The 19,966-nt window shown below is 55.4% G+C and carries 24 protein-coding genes; 1 reads left to right on the top strand and 23 read right to left on the bottom strand.

All coding sequences use genetic code 11. From position 1 onward, the window contains the following. Positions 1-16: 16 nt before the first annotated feature. From rplI to DFP90_RS01645, 23 genes are all read right to left on the bottom strand, one after another. Positions 17-658 carry a 50S ribosomal protein L9 gene (rplI, locus tag DFP90_RS01755; protein ID WP_115934689.1) on the bottom strand — a complete coding sequence of 214 codons (642 nt, stop codon included), beginning with the start codon at positions 656-658 and terminating at the stop codon, positions 17-19. 14 nt (positions 659-672) lie between these two features. After that, positions 673-903, bottom strand: coding sequence for a 30S ribosomal protein S18 (rpsR, locus tag DFP90_RS01750; RefSeq protein WP_115934688.1), 231 nt, complete (start codon positions 901-903; stop codon positions 673-675). Further along, entirely contained in the window at positions 903-1,319 is a 417-nt protein-coding gene (gene rpsF / locus DFP90_RS01745; protein WP_115934687.1) for a 30S ribosomal protein S6, read from the bottom strand. Before rpsF ends, rpsR begins: the two co-directional genes overlap by 1 nt. Positions 1,320-1,550: 231 nt before the next feature. Further along, positions 1,551-1,730, bottom strand: coding sequence for a hypothetical protein (locus tag DFP90_RS01740; protein ID WP_115934686.1), 180 nt, complete (start codon positions 1,728-1,730; stop codon positions 1,551-1,553). A gap of 112 nt (positions 1,731-1,842) precedes the next feature. Beyond that, positions 1,843-3,117 carry an adenosylmethionine--8-amino-7-oxononanoate transaminase gene (locus tag DFP90_RS01735; RefSeq protein ID WP_181905136.1) on the bottom strand — a complete coding sequence of 425 codons (1,275 nt, stop codon included), beginning with the start codon at positions 3,115-3,117 and terminating at the stop codon, positions 1,843-1,845. Next, the gene (gene bioD, locus DFP90_RS01730; RefSeq protein WP_218044548.1) at positions 3,114-3,779 is read right to left on the bottom strand and encodes a dethiobiotin synthase; all 666 of its coding nucleotides are present in this window, start codon (positions 3,777-3,779) and stop codon (positions 3,114-3,116) included. The genes DFP90_RS01735 and bioD overlap by 4 nt, the downstream gene beginning before the upstream one ends. A gap of 22 nt (positions 3,780-3,801) precedes the next feature. Then, positions 3,802-4,923, bottom strand: a complete 1,122-nt coding sequence (locus DFP90_RS01725; RefSeq protein ID WP_115934685.1) for an 8-amino-7-oxononanoate synthase — start codon at positions 4,921-4,923, stop codon at positions 3,802-3,804. Then, positions 4,871-5,890, bottom strand: a complete 1,020-nt coding sequence (gene bioB, locus DFP90_RS01720; RefSeq protein WP_181905135.1) for a biotin synthase BioB — start codon at positions 5,888-5,890, stop codon at positions 4,871-4,873. The genes DFP90_RS01725 and bioB overlap by 53 nt, the downstream gene beginning before the upstream one ends. A gap of 180 nt (positions 5,891-6,070) precedes the next feature. Next, on the bottom strand, positions 6,071-7,726 hold the full coding sequence (locus tag DFP90_RS01715; RefSeq protein WP_115934684.1) for a DUF4384 domain-containing protein: 1,656 nt from the start codon (positions 7,724-7,726) through the stop codon (positions 6,071-6,073). Positions 7,727-7,760: 34 nt separating this feature from the next. Beyond that, on the bottom strand, positions 7,761-8,306 hold the full coding sequence (locus DFP90_RS01710; RefSeq protein WP_181905134.1) for an OmpA family protein: 546 nt from the start codon (positions 8,304-8,306) through the stop codon (positions 7,761-7,763). Between the two features lie 51 nt (positions 8,307-8,357). Then, complete coding sequence (locus DFP90_RS01705) at positions 8,358-9,092, bottom strand: hypothetical protein (RefSeq protein ID WP_115934682.1); 735 nt, start codon at positions 9,090-9,092, stop codon at positions 8,358-8,360. Then, positions 9,089-10,384 carry a hypothetical protein gene (locus tag DFP90_RS01700; RefSeq protein WP_115934681.1) on the bottom strand — a complete coding sequence of 432 codons (1,296 nt, stop codon included), beginning with the start codon at positions 10,382-10,384 and terminating at the stop codon, positions 9,089-9,091. Before DFP90_RS01700 ends, DFP90_RS01705 begins: the two co-directional genes overlap by 4 nt. Before the next feature lie 42 nt (positions 10,385-10,426). Then, entirely contained in the window at positions 10,427-11,077 is a 651-nt protein-coding gene (locus tag DFP90_RS01695) for a hypothetical protein (RefSeq protein ID WP_115934680.1), read from the bottom strand. Between the two features lies 1 nt (position 11,078). Next, positions 11,079-11,600 carry a hypothetical protein gene (locus tag DFP90_RS01690; protein ID WP_115934679.1) on the bottom strand — a complete coding sequence of 174 codons (522 nt, stop codon included), beginning with the start codon at positions 11,598-11,600 and terminating at the stop codon, positions 11,079-11,081. Beyond that, complete coding sequence (locus DFP90_RS01685) at positions 11,600-11,989, bottom strand: hypothetical protein (RefSeq protein ID WP_115934678.1); 390 nt, start codon at positions 11,987-11,989, stop codon at positions 11,600-11,602. Before DFP90_RS01685 ends, DFP90_RS01690 begins: the two co-directional genes overlap by 1 nt. Before the next feature lie 41 nt (positions 11,990-12,030). Continuing rightward, on the bottom strand, positions 12,031-12,927 hold the full coding sequence (locus tag DFP90_RS01680; RefSeq protein WP_115934677.1) for a hypothetical protein: 897 nt from the start codon (positions 12,925-12,927) through the stop codon (positions 12,031-12,033). A 26-nt stretch (positions 12,928-12,953) separates the two neighbouring features. Next, positions 12,954-13,547: a hypothetical protein gene (locus tag DFP90_RS01675; protein ID WP_115934676.1), complete on the bottom strand. Its 594-nt coding sequence runs from the start codon at positions 13,545-13,547 to the stop codon at positions 12,954-12,956. Between the two features lie 147 nt (positions 13,548-13,694). Continuing rightward, entirely contained in the window at positions 13,695-14,645 is a 951-nt protein-coding gene (locus DFP90_RS01670; protein ID WP_115934675.1) for a hypothetical protein, read from the bottom strand. A gap of 134 nt (positions 14,646-14,779) precedes the next feature. Then, complete coding sequence (locus DFP90_RS01665; RefSeq protein WP_115934674.1) at positions 14,780-15,628, bottom strand: class I SAM-dependent methyltransferase; 849 nt, start codon at positions 15,626-15,628, stop codon at positions 14,780-14,782. A 7-nt stretch (positions 15,629-15,635) separates the two neighbouring features. Beyond that, complete coding sequence (locus DFP90_RS01660; protein WP_115934673.1) at positions 15,636-16,124, bottom strand: cold-shock protein; 489 nt, start codon at positions 16,122-16,124, stop codon at positions 15,636-15,638. Between the two features lie 176 nt (positions 16,125-16,300). Then, entirely contained in the window at positions 16,301-16,999 is a 699-nt protein-coding gene (locus DFP90_RS01655; protein WP_115934672.1) for a glutathione S-transferase N-terminal domain-containing protein, read from the bottom strand. Between the two features lie 25 nt (positions 17,000-17,024). Next, positions 17,025-17,714: a glutathione S-transferase N-terminal domain-containing protein gene (locus DFP90_RS01650; protein ID WP_115934671.1), complete on the bottom strand. Its 690-nt coding sequence runs from the start codon at positions 17,712-17,714 to the stop codon at positions 17,025-17,027. A gap of 77 nt (positions 17,715-17,791) precedes the next feature. Then, on the bottom strand, positions 17,792-18,574 hold the full coding sequence (locus tag DFP90_RS01645; RefSeq protein WP_245956981.1) for a substrate-binding periplasmic protein: 783 nt from the start codon (positions 18,572-18,574) through the stop codon (positions 17,792-17,794). Positions 18,575-18,904: 330 nt separating this feature from the next. On the opposite strand from DFP90_RS01645, the gene DFP90_RS01635 reads away from it, so the two are divergent. After that, entirely contained in the window at positions 18,905-19,963 is a 1,059-nt protein-coding gene (locus DFP90_RS01635; protein WP_218044547.1) for a hypothetical protein, read from the top strand. The last annotated feature ends 3 nt before the right edge of the window (positions 19,964-19,966 follow it).

Genomic DNA, 19,966 nt, shown 5'->3' with positions numbered 1-19,966 from the left:
AAACCAGCCTTGCGGCTTATTCCTCGGTAGCTTCTTCAGCCTGTTCGGAAGCAGCTTCAGCTTCTTCTTCGGCTTCAACTTCTGCCGCTGCAACAGCAATGGCATCAGCCTGTTCTTTAGCAACCTCTGCTGCGATCTGGGCGTCCAGTTCAGCAGCGGTCAGAACAGCGGGCTCACCACGGGCAACGCGGTCTGCCTGTGCCTGGGCTTCTTCGTCGGACTGTGCAACGTTGATGGAGACAGTCACGTCTACTTCCGGGTGCAGGCGCACGCGGAAATCGAAGATACCGAGGGTTTTAACCGGCTTTTCCATCAGAACCTGGTTCCGGGATACGGAGAACCCGGCTTCGGTGACAGCAGCGGCAATGTCGCGGCTGGTGACGGAACCGTAGAGCTGGCCGCCTTCGGAAGCAGCACGGATCAGGACGACGCGCAGGCCTTCCATTTTCTCGGCTACAGCCTGGGCTTCACTCTTGCGCTCAAGGTTGGCAGCTTCCAGCTGAGCTTTTTCAGCTTCGAAGCGGGCCAGGTTGTCCTTGTTGGCGCGGATGGCCATTTTCTGCGGCAGCAGGAAGTTACGGGCAAAGCCGGGTTTAACGTTAACAACGTCACCCATCTGACCCAGTTTCTCAACGCGTTGGAGAAGAATGATTTCCATTGGTCAATCTCCCCTTACTTGATCACGTAGGGCAGCAGGCCCAGGAAACGGGCACGCTTGATGGCCTGAGCCAGCAGGCGCTGTTTCTTACCGGATACAGCTGTGATTCGGGAAGGAACGATTTTGCCGCGTTCGGACATGAAACGCTGAAGCAGTTTCACGTCTTTATAGTCGATCGCCGGTGCATTTTCACCAGAGAACGGACAAGTCTTCTTACGACGGAAGAAAGGACGACGAACAGCCATTATTCTGCTCCCCCTTCAGTTTTTTCAGGACGCGGGCCGCGCGGGCCACGGTCACCGCGGTCGCCACGATCACCGCGCGGACCACCACGTTCGTCCTTGCGCTGCATAACAACGCTGGCGTCGCTCGGCAGTTCTTCGGTGCGAACGGTCATGTAACGCAGAACGTCGTCAGACAGACGCATGTTGCGCTCCATCTCCTGAACAGCAGACGCAGGCGCGGTGTAGTTCAGCAGGATGTAGTGACCTTTGCGGTTTTTCTTGATGCGATAGGCCAGGTTCCGCAGACCCCAGTATTCGCGACGGGCAACTTCACCGCCTTCAGCGGTCAGGTAACCCTGGAACTGATCGGCAAGGGTTTCTGCCTGAGTAGCAGAAACGTCCTGACGCGCGATCAAAACAGTTTCATAGTTGGGCATATATGCCACTCCCTTTGGCTCTTGTTGGGTCAGCGCAACCTTTTGAAAACATAGGCTTTCTCATCTGCCGCCTGACCCTAGCCGAGGACTTGAAATAGATTCCCCGGCAAGGAGCAGTTTCACAAACTAAGGCCTGCCCCGGCAGGGACAAGCCTTGAACGATGGCCGGGTTATAAGGTTTTCAACCGGCAAAAGCAAGAGGAATGAAGGATTTGACGATGGTGACCCGGATCAGATGGCCCCGTTGCTTGTCCATTCATGGGCCAAGCGGTCGATTTCGGGCTGGCTGAAATCACGATGACGCAGCTTGATGATGGTTTTGGCTGCCTGCAACGCGTCTTCATGGAGGATGCCCTTGGCGCGGAGCTGGGCATAAGCGGTGATGGCCGCTTCCTGGCAGGTGCATGTCATGTCCGTTGGTCCTGAAACATAGTTGTCGTTACCTGCCACAATTCACTTGCAGCAGGCAACTGTCATTGACCTGGATCATATGAGATCGGCGAATATCCTCGGTGTGCGATGATCAGCTTAAATCGTCCAAGGCCCGTCCGATGGTGCCGTACAGGTGGGACAAATCATCATCACTCAGACAATATGGGGTCATCAGATAAACCGTATTGCCGAGCGGGCGGAGCAAAATACCGTTTTCCTGGAAATACCGGTAGAGCCTGGGGGCGATATCGCTCAGGTAGCCGCCATCGGTCACCTTTATGTCAAAGGCTGCGATCGTGCCGCACTGGCGCAGATTTTCGACCCGGTCATCCCGGGCCAGCGCCTCCAGCCAATTTGCATGGGAGCTGGCCAGGCGGCTCACCCGCTCCATCACAGGTTCATCCTGCCACATCCTGATATTCTCCGCCGCAACGGCGCAGGCGATCGGGTTGGCGGTATAGGAGCTGCTGTGGAAGAAGGTTTTTGACCGGTCTTCGGAATAATGGGCGTTAAAGATCCGCTCGTGGCACATGGTCACTGCCAGGGGCAGGAAACCGCCAGTGATGCCTTTGGAATAACAGGCGATATCGGGCACAATGCCGGCCTGCTCGCAGGCAAACAGGGTGCCGGTCCGGCCCCAGCCGGTCATAACCTCATCCGCGATGAAAAGAACGTCATGCTCTTGGCAGATCCGGTGCATTTCGCGCAGCGTTTCGGCGGAATACATCATCATGCCACCGGCACCCTGAATAAGGGGCTCGACGATGAAGGCGGCAACGCCGTCAGGATCGGCTTTGATCTTGGCTTCCAGCTGATCCAGGGTTTCCTGTTCTGCGCCCTTGGCTGGGAAGGGCAGGCAGTCCACGGTGAAAAGCAGGGAATTATAAGGATTGTTATAAACTCCGCGCTCGCCAACCGACATGGTGCCGATGGTGTCTCCGTGATAGCTGTTTTCCATCACCAGGATTTTCGAGCGTTTGGACCCGATATGATACCAGTAGCCAAGCGCCATCTTCAGAGCAACTTCAACACTGGTGGAGCCGCTGTCGGAGAAAAAGACATAGTCGAGCCCGTCCGGGGTCAGGTCTACCATGCCGCGGGCAACTTCTTCCGCTGGGTCGTGGGTGTAGCCGGCAAAAATCACCTGATCGAGCTTTTCCATCTGGGCTTTTGCTGCGGCCTGGAGCCTTGGGTGGCAATGGCCGTGGGTCACCACCCACCAGGAGGAGATACCGTCGATCAGCCGATGCCCGTCCTTGGTATAAAGATAGGCACCATCCCCGCGTGCGATATGGGTCATTTCGGGGAAAAGCGCATGCTGGGTGAACGGGTGCCAGATTGGTGATTTTTTCTTGATATCGCTCATAGGAAGGCTCCGAATTCACCCAGTTTGAAATGATTGTTAAAGGTCTCGCGCAGGTTCTTGGCGTCCAGCTCCGGCAGGCGGGGCAGGCGGCCCAGATTTGTCACCCCGGCAAATTCCGTGATGGTGCGTTCATTGTCCGGATTTTCATCTCCGATAAAGACGATCCCGGCGATTTCCATATCCCGCGCCTTCAAGGCTTCCACAGAAAGCAGGCTGTGGTTGATGGTGCCAAGACTGGTGCGGGCACATAAAATCACCGGCATATTCCAGCTTTTGAACAGATCGATCGTTAGCAGTTCCCTTGTGATCGGCACCAGAAGGCCGCCGGCCCCTTCGATGATCATCGGTGCATTGGCAATTTCCGGTTCCAGCTTGGCCGGATCCAGACGGCTGACATCAATCTCGACATCATCCAGCTCGGCGGAATAGTGGGGTGAGGCGGGGGTGTTGAGGCGATAGGCCTCAGGCAGGAAATGGCCGAGGCTGAGGCCGGTCATACGGCGGACAGTTTCTGTATCTGACAATTCCTCCAGGCCTGACTGGATCGGTTTCCAATAAACACCTTTCAGCGCCAATGTCAGCATGGCGGAAAAAACGGTCTTGCCGATCTCGGTATCTGTGCCACTTACGATGAAGCCGTTGGTCAAATCCAACCCTCCCATATCTTTGTTCTTATGATGGTCGTCAAAGCGCGTCGGCTAGTTTGCCGCAGAAGGCATCTAGGATCTGTTCGTCGATATTCAAGGTGATGGAAACCCTTAATCGCGCAGACCCTTCCGGTACGGTTGGCGGACGCACGGCCCGGACATCAAACCCCGCCGCTTGCATATAGTCCGCTGCTTTCACTGCTTTTTCATCAGTCCCTAAAATGACGGGCAGGATCTGGCTGCCATCTTTTGATGGCGGGAGGTAATCAACCAAGCGGCTTTTGGCCTTTGCAGCGAGCGCGAGCAATTCTTTGCGTCTCTCCGGTTCGCGGTCCACCAGGGCAAGGGCCTCGCGGACTGCTACCGCCATCACGGGTGAGGGGGCGGTTGTGTAGATGAAGGCACGTGATGCGTTGACCATGAAATCGCAGAGGGTGGCATCCATGGTGATCAGGGCACCGGAAACACCAAGAGCCTTGCCGCATGTATGCATGGAGATCAGGTTTTCCCGGCCTTCAAACGGTTCGGCAAGCCCGCGACCGTTTGGCCCTTGTATGCCGGTGGCGTGGGCTTCATCGACGACCAGGAAACAGCCATATTGGTCGGCAATGGCCATCAATTCCGCAATTGGCGCTTTGTCGCCATCCATGCTGTAGACGCTTTCAACCGCCAGCCAGATATTTTTAGCCCCTTTTTCCCGCCAGCGTTTGATCTCAGCCTCAAAGGCGTTCGCATCGTTATGGGCGATCTTGGATGATTTCGCGAAGGAAGCGCGGATGCCTTCCTTGGCGCTGGCATGGATCAATTCATCCATCAAAATCACATCACCGCGCTGGGGCAGAGTGCTGAAAAGGGCGAAATTGGCCATGAAGCCTGACGCCATGTAAAGCGCGGCACCCGCCCCAAAAAAACTGGCAGCATCCTGTTCCAGCGCTTCAAACGCTTTGTGATTGCCGCGCAGCAGGCGCGAACCGCCGGACCCAAGGTCCATGCCGTCGGACAGGGCGTGTTCAACGGCCATCCGGACGGCGGGATGGTTTTTCAGACCCAGAAAATCATTGGAGCTGAAATCGAACCCCGCTGTTGGTTTCAGGGAGCGCCTGCGTTCAAGCGTGCTGAGCTGCTGCAGCGTCTTCCTGTACGGACTGATGTCGGCCATTGCATTTCGCCCCTTCCGGGCGCAAACCCAGACGTTCAAACAGTTCCCGGTCCTTGTCGGCAGCCGGATTGGCGGTGGTCAGCAGCTTGTCACCATAGAAAATCGAATTGGCGCCGGCATGGAAACACAGTGCCTGGGTGGCGTCATCCATGATCTCGCGGCCGGCGCTCAGGCGAACGTGGGATTTCGGCATCATGATCCGTGCGACAGCCACGGCACGGACAAAATCAAACGGATCCAGGTCCTCGACATTTTCCAGTGGGGTGCCTTTGACCTTAATCAGCAGGTTAACCGGCACGCTTTGCGGATGCTCAGGCAGATTGGCCAGCTCCCGGAACAAATTCGCCCGGTCGGTTTCGGTTTCTCCCATGCCCATGATGCCACCGGAGCAGACATTGATCCCGGCATTGCGGACATTTTCCAATGTGTTCAACCGGTCGTCATAGGTCCGGGTCGAGATGATCTTCTCGTAATATTCCCGGCTGGTATCCAGATTATGGTTGTAATAATCCAGGCCGGCTTCTTTCAGAGCGATGGTCTGTTCGGGCGACAGCATCCCCAGGGTCATGCAACTTTCCATACCCAGATCCCTAACCCCCTCGATCATTTTCAGGACATACGGGAAATCACGGCCATTGGGGTTTTTCCAGGCGGCACCCATGCAAAATCGGGTCGCTCCTTTATCCTTGGCGGCGCGGGCCTGGGTCAGGACCTTTTCCACTTCCATGAGCTTTTCTTTATCAAGCTCGGCATTGTGATGCGCGCTCTGCGGGCAATAGGCGCAATCTTCCGGGCAGGAACCGGTCTTGATGGACAGCAGGGTGGAAACCTGGACCTCATTGGGATCGAAATTCTCACGATGAATGCACTGGGCCTTATGCAGCAGATCCATGAAGGGCATTGCGAACATCGCTTCTACCTCTTCCAGCGTCCAGTCATGCCGAATGCGTGTGTGAATCAATTCCATGAGAAATCACCGTCCTGTACCTGTGCGAGAGACCTTAAGGTCCCCCTTGTTTAGCCTGCCGTTTATAATGACCGGGACAAGGTCTGTCCAGTGACGACGGATAGTGCCGCCGTCGGATGAAAACTTCGATACCATACGCATGCGTATGGAACCTGTCCAGGCCAGCTTGACTGGTTGTTATCAGCGCCGAACCTGATAGGGGAGAATATGAATAGAGATCCGGCTGACATCCAGCTTGCTCAAGGCATTGAAAAACTGGCTGCCGTCGGTTGATCGTTTCATCGTTTCCGAGAGGGTTTGTCCGACTTCCGGGGCCAGGCTTTTAAAATCGGTGGGTTTGTTGCTGGCAATTACGATCAGGGCCTCGTGATCCTCGGGATTGTCATAGCCCGGCAGCGGCATGGACATGAAACGGCCATCCTTTTCACCCGGCAACAAAAGTGGGCTGTCTGGCTCAACCGCCAGGGACGGGCGGCGCGGGTTCGGGAATATTCGCACGACACGATTATCGGCCCCCCAGGAATAGACACCGATAAAGGCGGTGGCTGTGCTGGAAACATCCAGATAGATCGGCTCCATCGCACGATAGGTTCCTTTGCTGAGCCGGGCTTTCACGTCCGGCACCAGAACGGTTCCAACGGGGAGGACCCTGGCGCGGATTTCAACCGCGATCCGCTCACCGGGTCCGGTGGGATTGATGTCGATGAAGCGTTCCTCGATCGGGATACCGGCGCTCAGGGTCTTGGTCAGGGCATGGGCGGCATCGGCCTCGCTGACAATCTCCTTGACTGCGGGCCCCGGAATGCCTAGCGCCTGGGCAACCACGCGCGCGCGGGCCAGGTTCTGCGCGGCGCGGCGCGCGGCATCCTGGTCCAGTTTTGCGGATACTATGGCCTCTCCAACCGCACTGAAGACGCGCTCCCTGATATTCTGGGATTCCTGATGGGACTCGGGGAGCGATGCCAAGGTCAGTTTGGCACTGCCTTTGGCTGCGGTCTGGCCGCGATGATCGAAACTGACCAGCAATTGCAGGGTTGTTTCGTCCAACCGATAGAGCGTGCCGGTCAGGGAATAATGGCCGGTGGGTTGCATGGTTTCCTGTGCGGTTTCATCCAACTCCCGCTGGCGTTCATACTGTTCCTGATCCTGCCGCTGTTTCTGGGAAACCCGGCTTTCCACCTGTGTTGCTAGCTGTTTTCCAAGCCAAGCGCCAAGGTCGGTCTGGCTGCCCTTATTCTGGTCCCGGATGGCGATCCGGTCTATGGCCTTCAGATCCCCCAGCTTAGGCGCGACCTGGAAGGCAATGTCTGACAGCGCAAGCTCATAAGGTTGTGCGCCGCTTTTCTTGGCATCAAGCGGAATCACCGCCTGTGCCCGGCCCAGAGTGGTGGCATGCAGCAGGTCGCTGGCATTGCAGGCAAGCAGCACGCCGTCAACATGGGGGGTCGGGGTACAGATGATTTCCACATCTGCCTTTGCTGACCGCAGCAATTGCTCCAGATCTTCGGCATAAAACTCTTCACGGGACCGCATGATTTTGATCAGGTTCTGGCGCTCGACGAAGACATGGTCCCCGGCGCTCACCCGGAAAAAGGCGGTGAAGAGCGAATCGTAGAGGCTGTCGGCGATATCACGCGGCAGATCAGTTTCCTGGTCGAAGAACGGCCGGATCGCAAGCTTCTTGCCCCGAGGCACGTCGTAAATGATCTCGATGGCCAGCTTGCGAAGGGTGCGGTCCGCATCCGCAGCCATGGCAGCCCCCTTGAAGCTGAGCAGAATAAGCGGCAGCACCAGGGCGGTAAGAAGTTTTCTGGCAAAAGGCGTGAAAGCGATCATAATCCTATACAATATCCTGTCCCGGGGTCGGCGGTCAGTTGATGGCCTGTGTGTCGCCTTCCGGCGGTGGGGTGCCGGTGATCGGTCGGGTGGTCACCACTTCTACACGGCGATTTTCCGCCGCCAGTGGCGCTTCTGGGTGCAACAGGCGTTCCTCGCCATATCCCCGTGCCGTTAATTTTTCCGGATCAATCTTAAAGTGTTCGATCAGATAGTCGCGCACCATCTGAGCCCTTTTATCCGAAAGGGTCAGATTGTAACCCGCCGATCCGGAGGCATCGGTATGGCCGAACAGGCCGACATCCATCAAGCTGAGAGCTTCCGACTGCAAAGCCTGACCCAATTGGTTCAATTGATCCCGAGCTTGGGCGGTCAGGTCGGCAGAGCCGATTTTGAAGGGGATGGAAAGATTGACAATGGCGACCTCGCCGGTGACAGGCGTCAACTGGCCAATCAGATCGCGGCTGTCGATGATGTTGTTATCCTGTTGGGCATGGGCGGCAATGGCTGTGAGGACAATTCCCGCTGAGACAATGAAATGCAGACATTTCCGGAGAGTTTTACATTTGTGCTCGGTCATCAGCGTCATCCTCTAAATATTTGTACAGTTTAAATTTTTGCTGATTGTCGGTCAATTCGTACCAAAGGGCTTTGTGGGGGTGTAGCTGTATTGGGTGATGGTGCTGCGCCGCATGGTGGGAATAGTCGCCACGATATTGCGGGCCACATCATCGGCCAACGAAAGCGGTATTTCAGAATCACTGGACAGGGCATTTGCCTCATAGGCGCTGAAAACAGCGGAAAACGGGTTGAGCGGAAGCCCACCATCGGATCGTGACGCCACATGGCGTGCTTTCCAGAGCGGGGTGTTGTCATCGGCGCGCACAATGGAAACCTCCGCGCCGATGCTCTCCCGTGACCAGAAGACCAGATATTGATTGCCGCCGCCCCAGGGGCGGATGCGGACAAAATGGCGACAACGGCTGGTCCGGGCGTAGGCTGAGCGGTCGGATGAGTGAGACAGATCGACCGCCAGTCGGCGTTCCAGCAGGCGACGGTCCGTGCGATCGATCACCCGGGTCATCTTCATACGCATATAGCGCGAAACTGCATCTTCAACTGCTAGGTGGATCGTCGTCTGCGCGTCTCCGCCTGTATCCACCGGCAGAATGGTCACGCATTCCGGTGCATCCTGGTAGAACCGGTCGTTGATCTCATATTCGACCGTGCGGCCCAGAGTGAGCGGTTTTTCATCCCGTGCTCCATAGGGTACATGCTCGGTGGTGACGCAAGCCGACAACAGGCTTAGGCCTAACCCGGCTGTGGCCAGGATCAGGGGGCTCTTGGGTTTGAAGGATATCTTCATGTTAGCCCTCCGCAATGACGATAGGCTTCCACGGAAATTGTTCCGGAAACAGGGGTGCCATCTACCATGATAGAACGGATCTCCAGCCCGCGGCCGGATTTTTGATAGCGCGCATGAATGACGCGGGCTTGCTTGTAGCGATGCCCTATCAGTCGGCTCAAGCCGCCCAATATGACTGCATCGACAGACCGGGGGAAAACCCGGACCATGGTGGATGGCCCGGCGAGGCGGTGCTGGCGGCGAATCAGGGCGGCCTTTTTCTCTTCCGCCTGGATGACGGCGCCGGATGGCTGGCGGACGAATCCGCTATAGGCATCCATGCTAACCTGCCAGGGTTTACCGGAGCGGCCGCCTTCCCGATAGAGCATGCCGGAGCGGTCCATGACGGCGGTCACCATGCCGAAACAAGCGTTGAAACTGTCGAATAGGGCCATACGCTCCCGGTTGCTCGACGGCCAGGCGATCTCGATGGCCGGGCCGGAGCCATGTTCCAGCAAACGCAAGAGGCTGCGCCCGGCCTGTACCTCCGATTTTGACTGGCTGGCAGAGACATGGAGTACCTGATCCGCCTGTTTACGCCAGTCATCCAGTTCGGCCTTGGCGGCGGGGAGTTCTTTTGCCGCGGAGAGCGCTTGCCCGCGCGCATCTGCAACCAGGTCGGCATTGTCATTTGTCGGATAGTTCTCATGTGTTTTTTCCGGGCGGTCTTGGGGATCCGGCTGTTCCTGATTATCCTGGGGCAACTCGGCCTTGATGGGTTTTATTGGCTCAATGACCGGTCTCATTGTTTCAGGCCTGGTGGGGGCAAATGTTTGGATCGGTGTCCGGGTAACCTCTACAATCTTAGTCCGTTTCCGGGGCTTGATCGGCTCAATCGTCTTTCTCTTCTTTGTGGTCGGCGGATCTTGCGGGGCAGCCTGTTTCAGGGGCTGCACCGCCCTGACCGGGGTCGGCTTTTGCGCTTCCGGTTTCAAGACGGACCTGGTTTTGAGCGGTTTCTCCGCCGGCTTTGGGGTTTTAGCAGCGGTATCCGGCACAACTGCGGCGTTCGTTTCCATCGCTGGTGCCGGCGGCGGTGCGGGCAGGGTGACCGTGTTCATCTGCGCCTGTTCCTGCAGGGCTCGTTCCAGTTCTTTCCGGATTTCAGTCTCAGACATTTGAGCCGGGCTCTGTTTCTTCTGAACCGTCTCTTCCCGTTGTTCGGCCCGATCCTGCGGCCATTTAAGCCAGGCGAGAGACAGGGCAACGGCCAGCATCAAGGCAATGGATGCAAAATTTCCGGTCCGTTTCATGATCCTGTCTCTCCTCAACAGCGTTTTCGAATCACATGGGGCTTATTGGCCGGCCCGGTTCAAAAACATCATTTCCATATTCTGGGCGAGCGCATCCAGCTCCCGCTGGCGATCGCGCGGTGCCATCATCTGCTCGCCTTCCGCGATCTGGATGCTGTCCGGCGTTGGCGGGCTGAAGTCTCCGGCCATTTCGCGGGATTGACCGACTGCTTCCTCCAGGCCATCGATCGGTTTATAGGTGGTGACAGGGGCAATCTGAACCTCTTCGATCGGCGGCAGGGTTTCGGCGATGGCGGTCTCCTCCGGCAGGCCGATGGCGGGATCCTGATACAGCGTATCTTCCGGGTCCAGCATGGCCGCGGTGACCGGGTCGGCCTGCGCCGGGACATGGTCCGGCCCGGGTGCGATCGGTGCAGTGCTTCGGGCTGCGATTTGCAGGGAGGACACCCGCTCCTGCTCAAGGCGCGCGGCAATTTCATCGGCCACCCGGGCGGCCACCTTTTCGGCGACCTCTTCCGCGACCTTAGAGGCGGTCTTCTCTACTTCTGGTCGGATTTTATTGATCGTTTCATCCAGCCGAACTTCCGTGTTTTCAATCGCTTCGGTCGGGCTGGTCGGCAGTTGCAGATCATCTCCCGCCACCAGATAAACCAGGGCGCCGGCGACCACGATATTGAAGATAATGTATTTCATCTCATTGTCCTCCTGTCAGCAGGGGCATGCGGGCCTGTTTCGCCCGGATATTGGTATAGGTAACCAGGATCAGTGCACGCAGCAGAGCGGCCAGTGGCAGGCCGATCACGGTTGTCAGAAAGGCCAGTGAAAATTGCGCGGTCAGCCCCCGGATTACCTCTTGAACGGTTTCCGGTGTCAGGGTCTGGTCTGCCAGAGTGCCGATGCCTAAGCTGATCCCAAGAAGGGTGAATGTCAGTGCCAGCGTGGTAATGCCATTGGCGGCATGCATGCCCGCTTCCAGCCAGACGGCGGTCTCACCGGTGCGGCGCAGGATATTCACCCAACAAAACAAGGTGCCGGCAACCATGATCGTGAGCAGGGTGACGAAGGTCGGTCCCAGGACCTGCCCCATCCATTGGGCAATGTCCTGGATGCTGAGCGAGGTGGTCATGGCGGCAATCGCCAGGGTCACAACCACCCCACCCAACAGATAACTCAGCGTCCGGGAGGCGTTCCCAAGGGTTGGAGCAAGCTGTTTCATTATTTCCGCCCCACACGCGCATTCATCAGGGTATTGGTGGTGACCCCCACCTGTTCCAGCCATTGTTCGGTCATGGTGACCTGCTTTTCGGTTGCGGCATGGGCCAGGAAGGTCAGGTCGTAATTGCGGAAGGCAACCCGCACAACGGGCGTGTTTTTGCCTTTTAGATCCTTATCGCGCAGGACCATACGCTCCATATCCACCAGTCGGTGGCGGGACTGGTTCAAACGTTGCTGGCGCTCTTCCGCGCTGATGCTGGGATCCAGGATCACCTGAATGGTCTCCGCACGCTCCCGTTCCAGGTTTTCAAGCGTGCCCGCCTGAGCGGTGGTAATGCCGGCTGCGGCCAGGGCCACGGACAAAATGGTGCTTTTGAGTAAGATATTCATGGTTCAAGTCTCCTTAAGTCTATTCAAGGGCTTCATCAGGGTCAGTTCAGGAAAAGATCGACATTGTTGGCAACTGCCAGCGGATCTTCCTGTTCTTCATCATCCGGGTCGAAGCCCAACTGTTCGTCCTGGACGTCTTCTGCCAGGGCCAGCGCATCCAGCGCCACCAGTTTGGCCATGTAGCCAAGAATGCTGTCCTGTTGATCCAGCAGGGCTTTTTCGGATTCTGCGGTCTGGATCAACTGGCGCAGGTAATCCTGCTTGCTGATCGGCTCGCCGTTCATTTCCGGCTGCTGGTTCATTGGGTGGCTGTTGATTGCGGCGCTCAACTGCTGGATGGCGGCATAGTTCTTGGCATATTCCACGGAATATTTGCTCTGTTTGACACCGGGCTCGCCGAAGAGTTCCAGATCCAGCTGATCGGCAACCGTTTCAAACCGCTGGCGGGCTTCTTCCTGCTGTTGAACCAGTTGTTGCGTTTCCGGGTCCGTGCCCCGGTTTTCGCGCTGCAGTTTATTCAACAGACGTTTATAAAGGGTGATCCGGGTCTGTACTTGCTTGCGCTGCAAATCCTGGCGCTCGCCCATCAGTTTGATGAACTCCTGCTTTTCGGCTAGATGCTGGTGGCGAAGCTCGATCCGGACGTCACCATCTGCCATCTCGGCGGCTTCCTCCAGGTCCTTGATGCTTTGTTTCTTCAGGTTGACCTGGCTGCCGATATCGTTGATGGCACCCGCAAGCTCAGACCCGGCAAAATCTCGGTCGATCGCCTTTTTCAAGTAATTGCCGGGCAGTTTCACCAGGCGTTCACTGGCCTTCGGCGACCAGTTCGGCACATCGGCAAAAGTAATGGCGGGAGAGCCAAAACCGATGAAGATGGCCAAAGCCGCGCCGCATAAAACGGCCTGACGGAAGTGTTTTTTATGGGAACTGTTCATGGTTCAATCCTCCGTTTTGGGCCTGATCAATTCTGTTGCCAATAATTGACACGGCGCATTTCGGCCTTCAGATCACTATTCACATTCAGCAGGGAGAACTGGCCGTAAGAGGTGGTTTCCTCACGCGAGAGCAACGCACTCATGGTTTCTGTGAAAGAGCTACCGTCGGCGTAATAGAGGTCCTTGCCGGCAAATTCCTGCTGGAAACGCTCGAAATTATTCTGGGCGTTCGCGATCTCGCCGCCTTTCAGATAATTCTGAATGCTCAGGCCGTAGGCCCGCATCCGCTCTACAACGGCAACGCCGCGCGCTTCCGGGCCAAGGTTGGCCTCACAGCCGTCGATCAGCTTGGCGCTGGCGATATATTTTGCGGCCGACTTGGTCTGGCGTGCCTGGGCGTCCAATTCCAGGGCCTCGTCACGGCAGGCGCGATATTCGCGCATTGCGGCGATTTCCTGATAACGGGCATCATGATAACCGATCCCTTCGCCGGTGGGTTGTTTAGCACCATACATGCCGTTACAGGCGGCAAGAGAGGCGAGGGCGGTGCCCAGAATGGCCGCGCGACCAAGGCGCGCCAGGCCGGTGGCTTTTACAGGGCTGTTGAATTGCTTGGTCATAGTGGCATTCCTTATTCATCCGTTTCATGCGCCTTTCGAAGCGCTGGAACGATCTATGAAAAGGTCAGCCGCATTTTTTTGAACAGCTTGGTAAGATATTGAAAAGAAAGAACCCCGCCGGCTGGCGGGGTTCGGTGGTAGGAGGTTTTACTGAAATCTTGGCGATTTTTTGTTCTGCTTTTTTTTCGGGGGATAGGGATCCAGGATATCCAGGCGCGTGACCGAAATCCGATTGCCCGCAACTGTGATGTCCACCTCGTGATCCGGGTTGAAACCCATATCGCTCAGAAGGATGACGATCCATTTTTCAAGTTTCGCCCGGCTTGCTTTGCTGTCATAGCGATAAAGTCTTGTTGTGCGGTTCCTGCTGATCAGCTCAAGATCCTGGTAGCCTGGAAATTCATTTGTCATGACCCGGATGATTTCCCGAGATTCCTCGGAATTGAAACCTTCCAGAGTCAGCTTGAAACTGTCTTCATTATCAAAATCATCCCGGTCATCTTCATATTTCCGGTCTTTGCCGCCGGGGCTGTAAGCGGCAAGTTTTCGGCCAAGAACGGTCCCAAGGCGATTGGATATATCTTTTGCCTTGGACCCAACCACTCTGTCCATGCAGCGTTGATTGCAATCGGCGGGGGCGGAATATTCCGCGACCGGTAATTCAAATTCATCTAGGAATCGGTTCCCGGCGATGTCAAAGATCGCACCGGCCAGCCTTGTGCGTACAACCGTTGCATAACCATTGTCACGGTGCCGACTGTGCAGGCGGTAGAGAACCAGGATTTCGGGCTGCAGATTGGCCTGCCCGGACTGCCGCATCAGTTTTGCTGCCTGGATCAGATCGGATTCCGGCTGGCGATCATGGAACCGCCATCCCAGCTGGGCTTCGGCAAAATTTTCGTCCAGCAATCGAAAACCCTGGCGGGACATGGCCCCTTTCAGGCCAGCATTGACCCGGTAATGGGTGCTGTTGGAACGGGCCAGGGTGGTGGGATCAGAATCATCCGCCATCACCAGGATGGTGGTTTTGGATCGTCCGGAAAACTCACCTGGCTGGCTGGCACATGCGCCCAGCATTGCCAGGGGAACCAGGATCATGAGTTTCCAGCACTGGGTTTTCAGTCGGTAAAACACGGCATTTCCTCACTTGAAATATGTATTTCTCTCAGTTGGGCCGAGTTATGAAATGGTCAGGTGGAAAAATTGTACCACAATCAAGGGGAAGGGATGGCTTAACCTTTTTGGGCGATCAGTATCCGGGTGTGGCTGTTGAGGATCGTTGATCCCTGTTCGTCTCTTGGTAAATCTTTGAAAAGACAAAGGATGTGATTATTCAGGTGATCGAGTGCAGCTTGGTCCAGATCGGTCAGGAGATGCCCGTAAGTCATATGGAGTTGTGCCTGCCAGAAGGGGCGGTCCAAGTGCGCACGGGCCTTGTGATATTGATCCGTTTCGACCACGGAATGGAAGCCGGCATCAAGGAAAATATCCTGCAGATCACCTTTTCTGCCGAAGCGAAAGATTGATTGGTGATGGCTGTCCGGTTCCTGTCCCAGAATATCAAAGACAGCCTGAGACAGAATGCTGAACAGGGTCTGATCTTCTTGCGGTCCCCAGATCATGAAACCGCATACACCGTCTGTTGACAAAATACGTCTGCATTCGCGAGCGACCGCGGCGGGATCAGGTACAAACATGATACCGAACCGGCAACTGATCCTGTCGAAAACAGTATCGGCAAAGGGCAGGGCCTGCATATCGGCGGCGGCCAGTTTCATTTGATCCGCACCAGGCCGTTTCTGGAGGCCCGTCAGCATGCCGGGCACGAAATCCGTGGCGACCACCAGGCCGTTTTCTCCTGCGATCGATAGCGCGCTCATGGCGGGCTCACCCGCGCCGGATGCCAGGTCCAACAAACGATGGCCCGGTGCCAGGTCTATAGATTCCAGGAAAGGTATGTTGATTTTTTCGGCCAGCCTGGCAACAGGATCGGCCCATTGAACCCAATCACCCGCTTTCCCCGCCCAGTAAGACTGGGCGGCGGCGTGATCAGGCACAATCGGTGTTGCCTGCTCTGTCACGGACGGTTCAGACCAGTTCGACGCTGGTGGCCTGGGGCCCTTTCGGGCTGTCTCGCACGGTCAGTTTGACACGCTGGTCGGTTTCCAGCGACATCAATCCACTTCGCTCAAGCGTGCGGATTGAAATGAAAACATCACGGCCGCCCACATCCGGCGTGACAAAGCCAAACCCCTTGGCACTGTTGTAAAATTTAACAGATCCAACCTGAAGCGCGGCTGAATCATTCTCTTCAACCGGGCTTGGGGCGGATTCCAAATCCACTTCGTGAATTTCGGTGACCTGCCATCCTTTGCGGCCCTCAGCGATATCGCAAACGACGGATGCTTTCTCCGGTAACCCCTGCAATCCGGTTTTAATCAGTACTGATGCGTGCAGCAATGCGTCACGCTCGGAGTCTTGCGGTGTTACAAAACCGTACCCTTTTTCAGTATTGAACCACTTTACGACAGCGGGCGCTTTCTCAAATACCAAGCCCGGTGGTAGTCGTCTATCCATGGGAATCTGATGCTCCAACTAATCTCTCTCGCAGCCAACTGACATCTGCCAGGTGCGGTAGCTTAGAACTGAACAGTTCACGAACGCAACCCTTAACACTGAATTCTTGCGTCAGTTTTACGTCAGTGCACATTTTCACGATGCAATCAGAAGCTGTGTCCAAAGAGTGGTTGGTTTCAATTCCTTACGGTATTGGCGTTCTGGCCGAACAAAACCTTCCTCGCGTCATCCGTCACGGTTGGGACCTGATTGATGTTGTTGGCGATGTCATAGGCTTTTCTGACTGCGGTTCGCTTGCCGACCCGTTCAAACCAAGTCTTCAAATTCGGAAAATCCGCCAGTTCCTGACCTTGCCCTTTGTGGTTAACTATCCAGGGATAACAGGCCATATCGGCAATGGAGTAGGGGCCTGCTACATATTCCCGGTCGGCAAGGCGACGGTTTAGCACGGCGTAAAGCCTTGCGGTTTCGCCAACATAACGATCAATGGCGTAGGGAATTGTTTCTGGCGCATAGGTCTTGAAATGATGGTTTTGGCCAAGCATCGGCCCCAGACCGCCCATCTGCCACATCAGCCATTGCGTGATCTCTGTCTCCTCGCGCAGTGTTTTGCCACCAAACTGACCCGCTTTGCGTGCCAGATATTGAAGGATCGCACCGGATTCAAACAGGCTGATCGGCCCGTCGCCATCTTGCGGTTCATGATCGACCAGGGCCGGTATGCGGTTGTTGGGGGCGATTGCCAGGAATGCCGGTTCAAACTGTTCCCCTGTGCCAATATTGACCGGCTTGATGGTATAGGGAAGACCGGCTTCTTCAAGGAAGATCGTTATTTTATGGCCGTTTGGCGTGGTCCAGTAATAAAGGTCCAACATATTTTGGTTCTCCTTTGTTCCAGCGTTAAACGGGATAGCCGGCCGTTTTCAAGGGCATGCCATCGAACAGTTGCAGTAAGCGGTCGCGCCATTGGAAAACCGGGTCGCTCTGGTCCAGCAGTTTGGTTTCGGAAACCCCTCTGGCCCATTGGAAGGCACCGAACAGGATATAATCCGCGAAGCCCGGTTGTGTGCCGCAAAGGAAGTCGTTATCTGCGAAAACCGCGCGGACAGGAGACAGGGCCGTGGCAAGGCGTTCTATCTGTTCGGGGCTTTTATCCTCGCGCTGTTCAAGGGGCATGCCGAAACGTTTTTCCCGGGTGATTCGGAAATAGTCGCGGTCCTTTTCATGGATATGATTAAAGATATCCATGATGATGACGGGTAAAATCAGGGGCTGGAGTGTGCCTTCCACCCAATGGCGGAAAAACAGGGTCTGTGCCACGGCACTCTTACCGGGAAAGAGTGGATTTTCCGGGTAGGTTTCTTCCAGATAGCGCGCGATGCCCCAGGAATCATGCATGATTTTTTCACCATCCTGGAGAACAGGCACCAATTTCTGACCTGATTCCCGGATCAATTCCTTTTCGGTGAAACGGCATGGAATATAGCTGGCATCCAGCCCTTTGTGAGCCAGCGCCATCCGGATCCGCCAGCAATAAGGACTGAACAGGTTATTGTCCTGCTGTCCCGCCAATTCATAAAGTTTCATCATATTGCCCCACCCTGTCATGTTTGGAATGATCATTCTAAATGTAGGCAGGTTTTACTGAGAGTCCAGTCCCATCATTTTTATTGTGGAAAGAAGTTGGAATAATTCTCGGGAATGTAGCGGCTGAATATCTGTTGCTGAAAACCGGATAGCCGCAATTGAGCATCTGTGGCGTTGATGAGATCTAGGTCCTTTTGCGACAAGGAAGCACGCGACAACATGAAATGCACGTAATTGTCGTTCACGATCAAAGGGTGTACCCCAATCACTTGTTCTTTTGCCAACAACCGGATTAGGCTGAGGCCGTTGTATAGATCATTGACGACCACATCCATGCGACCAATGGCCAGCCATTTGAATAGCAGGATATAGTCACTGTTCAGATGTAATTGCCTTTGAAAGACGGCATCGTTTTTTTGCAACCGGTCAAATTCAGCGCCATACCAACTGCCGCGCAGAACCCCGATTTTCATCGATGAATGACGGGTGATTTCGTTCAGGCTGCTCAAGGGGCGCAACGGAATATCGTTATGGCGCATGAACAGTACCATATATTCCCTCCGGTAGGGGTTGCTGAAACGGGCGAATGTCTCACGCTCGGCCGTTTTGGAAGCCCCCAAAGCAAGGTCCACGCTTCCGGCTTTCACTTCCACAAGGACACGTTTCCAGGGCATTTTCCTGAAATCATATTGGCAACCGGCTTGGTCTAGAATCGCCCGGATGAAATCGATATCAATCCCGGCGGGTTCTCCGGTGTCATTTTGAAACTGATATGGCGCCCACTCACTCCAGGCAATTGTTATTTTTTTACTACAATCTGCGGCCACCAGGGGGGAGCTGGCAATGCCGGTTAAAAAGAGCATCAGCATGAAAAGCCAAGCATTTAGAGATTTGTAGGACCGTATCATCATGGAATAAGGGTGCACGGAGTTCATTAATTTTGAGTAAAGCGCTACAGGAGGGAGGTGGATTGGAGAACTGTGTTAGCGGCCGAATTATCTTGCCCGCTTGTCAGGAATGCTTATTTTTTTGAAGAGATGGGAATAAGAATAAATTCCGGTAAAAAGCCGGGAAACAGGGAATGAAAATGAGTGTTGTGGTAAGGTCGGTTTGCCGGCTTTTTGTGCAGGGCAGGCAAAATTGTGAATAAAGAAGCAAAAATCTCGCTCCCAAAAACCTTTTTGCAGCGTGGAGTGGCTGTCGCTTTTACCACGCCGGCACTCAAATATGCGCGTCTTAGGATAACGGCTTCCGGCAATTGGGAAGCCATGCTGCCGGGGCTGTCGGGCAGTATGGGAACCTATATTCTTCCCTGGTTCAGTCTACCCGAGATGGTCAGCTTCAGTTTGCATGACCGGGCGCTTTTTGACTTGGTGAAAACCCCAGCCGATATCCAGCCTCCTCAACTGCGGCGTCATCTTCTTTCTGTTCAGGCGGAAGGATATGACGGGCCGGATCGCGCCTTGGCCGCACAGGATTCACTCGACCGGGAAGAGGAAGCAGGTCGGGAAATTCATTACATTTTGATTGAACGGGCTTTGAAGCAATTTGGCTCGGATTCTGATCGGTCAATCACGGCGGACCAGCTTTCCGATCCCAATGTCATGGCGTGTGCGCATCAATCCCTGGATGTTGCCAAGGGACAGATCGGCATGATTGGAGAGCATGTGGTCGCGACCCTGCGGGATTGGTCCGACGTTATCCTGCCGATTGGCTTGGATCAGCCTCAGGTCAATGGCTATGTTATGGACCAGTTGCAGGCAATTGCTGCTTTCACAGCGGAGTTGCAGGAATGGGCGAGTGAGGAATCATCCAGCACCGCTGCCATGGCTGGCCAGATAAGCGATGCGGTTTCCATGAGCGGGCGTCTGGCTATGGAAACCGCTGAGAAACTGCATATGCCGGAACAGAATATCCGGGCCAGTCTGAAAAATTGGCCTGAGACCCGCAAGATGATCCGGCATCTGGTGCATTGGTGCTGCTGGCTTCTTGATGGCTGGCCGCGCTTGCTGGATCAGTGGCAGCGTGAAGCGGAAGCGCCACGCTTCCGACAGAGGGAATTGGTGGCACATCTGATACAGAACCTGCCTGTGCTGCCACAGGAAGCCTTGAGCAGCAATCAGATGGTGCTATGGGCTAATTACCGAAAGAACCAGAAAAACTGGGCGACTTTGTCTTTGCACGGTGCGCCGGAGGAAATTGATCCGGATTTGCAGGAAATGTTGGATGCATTTCCGGTTGAAGAGGGGTGAGGA

The sequence above is a fragment of the Aestuariispira insulae genome (assembly GCF_003385955.1).
Classification (GTDB): domain Bacteria; phylum Pseudomonadota; class Alphaproteobacteria; order UBA8366; family Aestuariispiraceae; genus Aestuariispira; species Aestuariispira insulae.
This window is presented reverse-complemented; position numbering and strand designations above follow the sequence as displayed.

Excerpts from the sequence above, each read along its gene's own strand:
- bioD (WP_218044548.1), bottom strand. The coding sequence starts at position 3,779 with ATGGGAGGGTTGGATTTGACCAACGGCTTCATCGTAAGTGGCACAGAT.
- DFP90_RS01715 (WP_115934684.1), bottom strand. The coding sequence starts at position 7,726 with ATGATCGCTTTCACGCCTTTTGCCAGAAAACTTCTTACCGCCCTGGTG.
- DFP90_RS01710 (WP_181905134.1), bottom strand. The coding sequence starts at position 8,306 with ATGACCGAGCACAAATGTAAAACTCTCCGGAAATGTCTGCATTTCATT.
- DFP90_RS01700 (WP_115934681.1), bottom strand. The coding sequence starts at position 10,384 with ATGAAACGGACCGGAAATTTTGCATCCATTGCCTTGATGCTGGCCGTT.
- rpsR (WP_115934688.1), bottom strand. The coding sequence starts at position 903 with ATGGCTGTTCGTCGTCCTTTCTTCCGTCGTAAGAAGACTTGTCCGTTC.
- DFP90_RS01660 (WP_115934673.1), bottom strand. The coding sequence starts at position 16,124 with ATGGATAGACGACTACCACCGGGCTTGGTATTTGAGAAAGCGCCCGCT.
- DFP90_RS01645 (WP_245956981.1), bottom strand. The coding sequence starts at position 18,574 with ATGCTCTTTTTAACCGGCATTGCCAGCTCCCCCCTGGTGGCCGCAGAT.
- DFP90_RS01670 (WP_115934675.1), bottom strand. The coding sequence starts at position 14,645 with ATGATCCTGGTTCCCCTGGCAATGCTGGGCGCATGTGCCAGCCAGCCA.
- DFP90_RS01735 (WP_181905136.1), bottom strand. The coding sequence starts at position 3,117 with ATGAGCGATATCAAGAAAAAATCACCAATCTGGCACCCGTTCACCCAG.
- DFP90_RS01725 (WP_115934685.1), bottom strand. The coding sequence starts at position 4,923 with ATGGCCGACATCAGTCCGTACAGGAAGACGCTGCAGCAGCTCAGCACG.
- DFP90_RS01705 (WP_115934682.1), bottom strand. The coding sequence starts at position 9,092 with ATGAAGATATCCTTCAAACCCAAGAGCCCCCTGATCCTGGCCACAGCC.
- DFP90_RS01685 (WP_115934678.1), bottom strand. The coding sequence starts at position 11,989 with ATGAATATCTTACTCAAAAGCACCATTTTGTCCGTGGCCCTGGCCGCA.
- DFP90_RS01675 (WP_115934676.1), bottom strand. The coding sequence starts at position 13,547 with ATGACCAAGCAATTCAACAGCCCTGTAAAAGCCACCGGCCTGGCGCGC.
- DFP90_RS01695 (WP_115934680.1), bottom strand. The coding sequence starts at position 11,077 with ATGAAATACATTATCTTCAATATCGTGGTCGCCGGCGCCCTGGTTTAT.
- DFP90_RS01680 (WP_115934677.1), bottom strand. The coding sequence starts at position 12,927 with ATGAACAGTTCCCATAAAAAACACTTCCGTCAGGCCGTTTTATGCGGC.
- DFP90_RS01740 (WP_115934686.1), bottom strand. The coding sequence starts at position 1,730 with ATGACATGCACCTGCCAGGAAGCGGCCATCACCGCTTATGCCCAGCTC.
- DFP90_RS01650 (WP_115934671.1), bottom strand. The coding sequence starts at position 17,714 with ATGATGAAACTTTATGAATTGGCGGGACAGCAGGACAATAACCTGTTC.
- bioB (WP_181905135.1), bottom strand. The coding sequence starts at position 5,890 with ATGGAATTGATTCACACACGCATTCGGCATGACTGGACGCTGGAAGAG.
- DFP90_RS01655 (WP_115934672.1), bottom strand. The coding sequence starts at position 16,999 with ATGTTGGACCTTTATTACTGGACCACGCCAAACGGCCATAAAATAACG.
- DFP90_RS01690 (WP_115934679.1), bottom strand. The coding sequence starts at position 11,600 with ATGAAACAGCTTGCTCCAACCCTTGGGAACGCCTCCCGGACGCTGAGT.
- rpsF (WP_115934687.1), bottom strand. The coding sequence starts at position 1,319 with ATGCCCAACTATGAAACTGTTTTGATCGCGCGTCAGGACGTTTCTGCT.
- rplI (WP_115934689.1), bottom strand. The coding sequence starts at position 658 with ATGGAAATCATTCTTCTCCAACGCGTTGAGAAACTGGGTCAGATGGGT.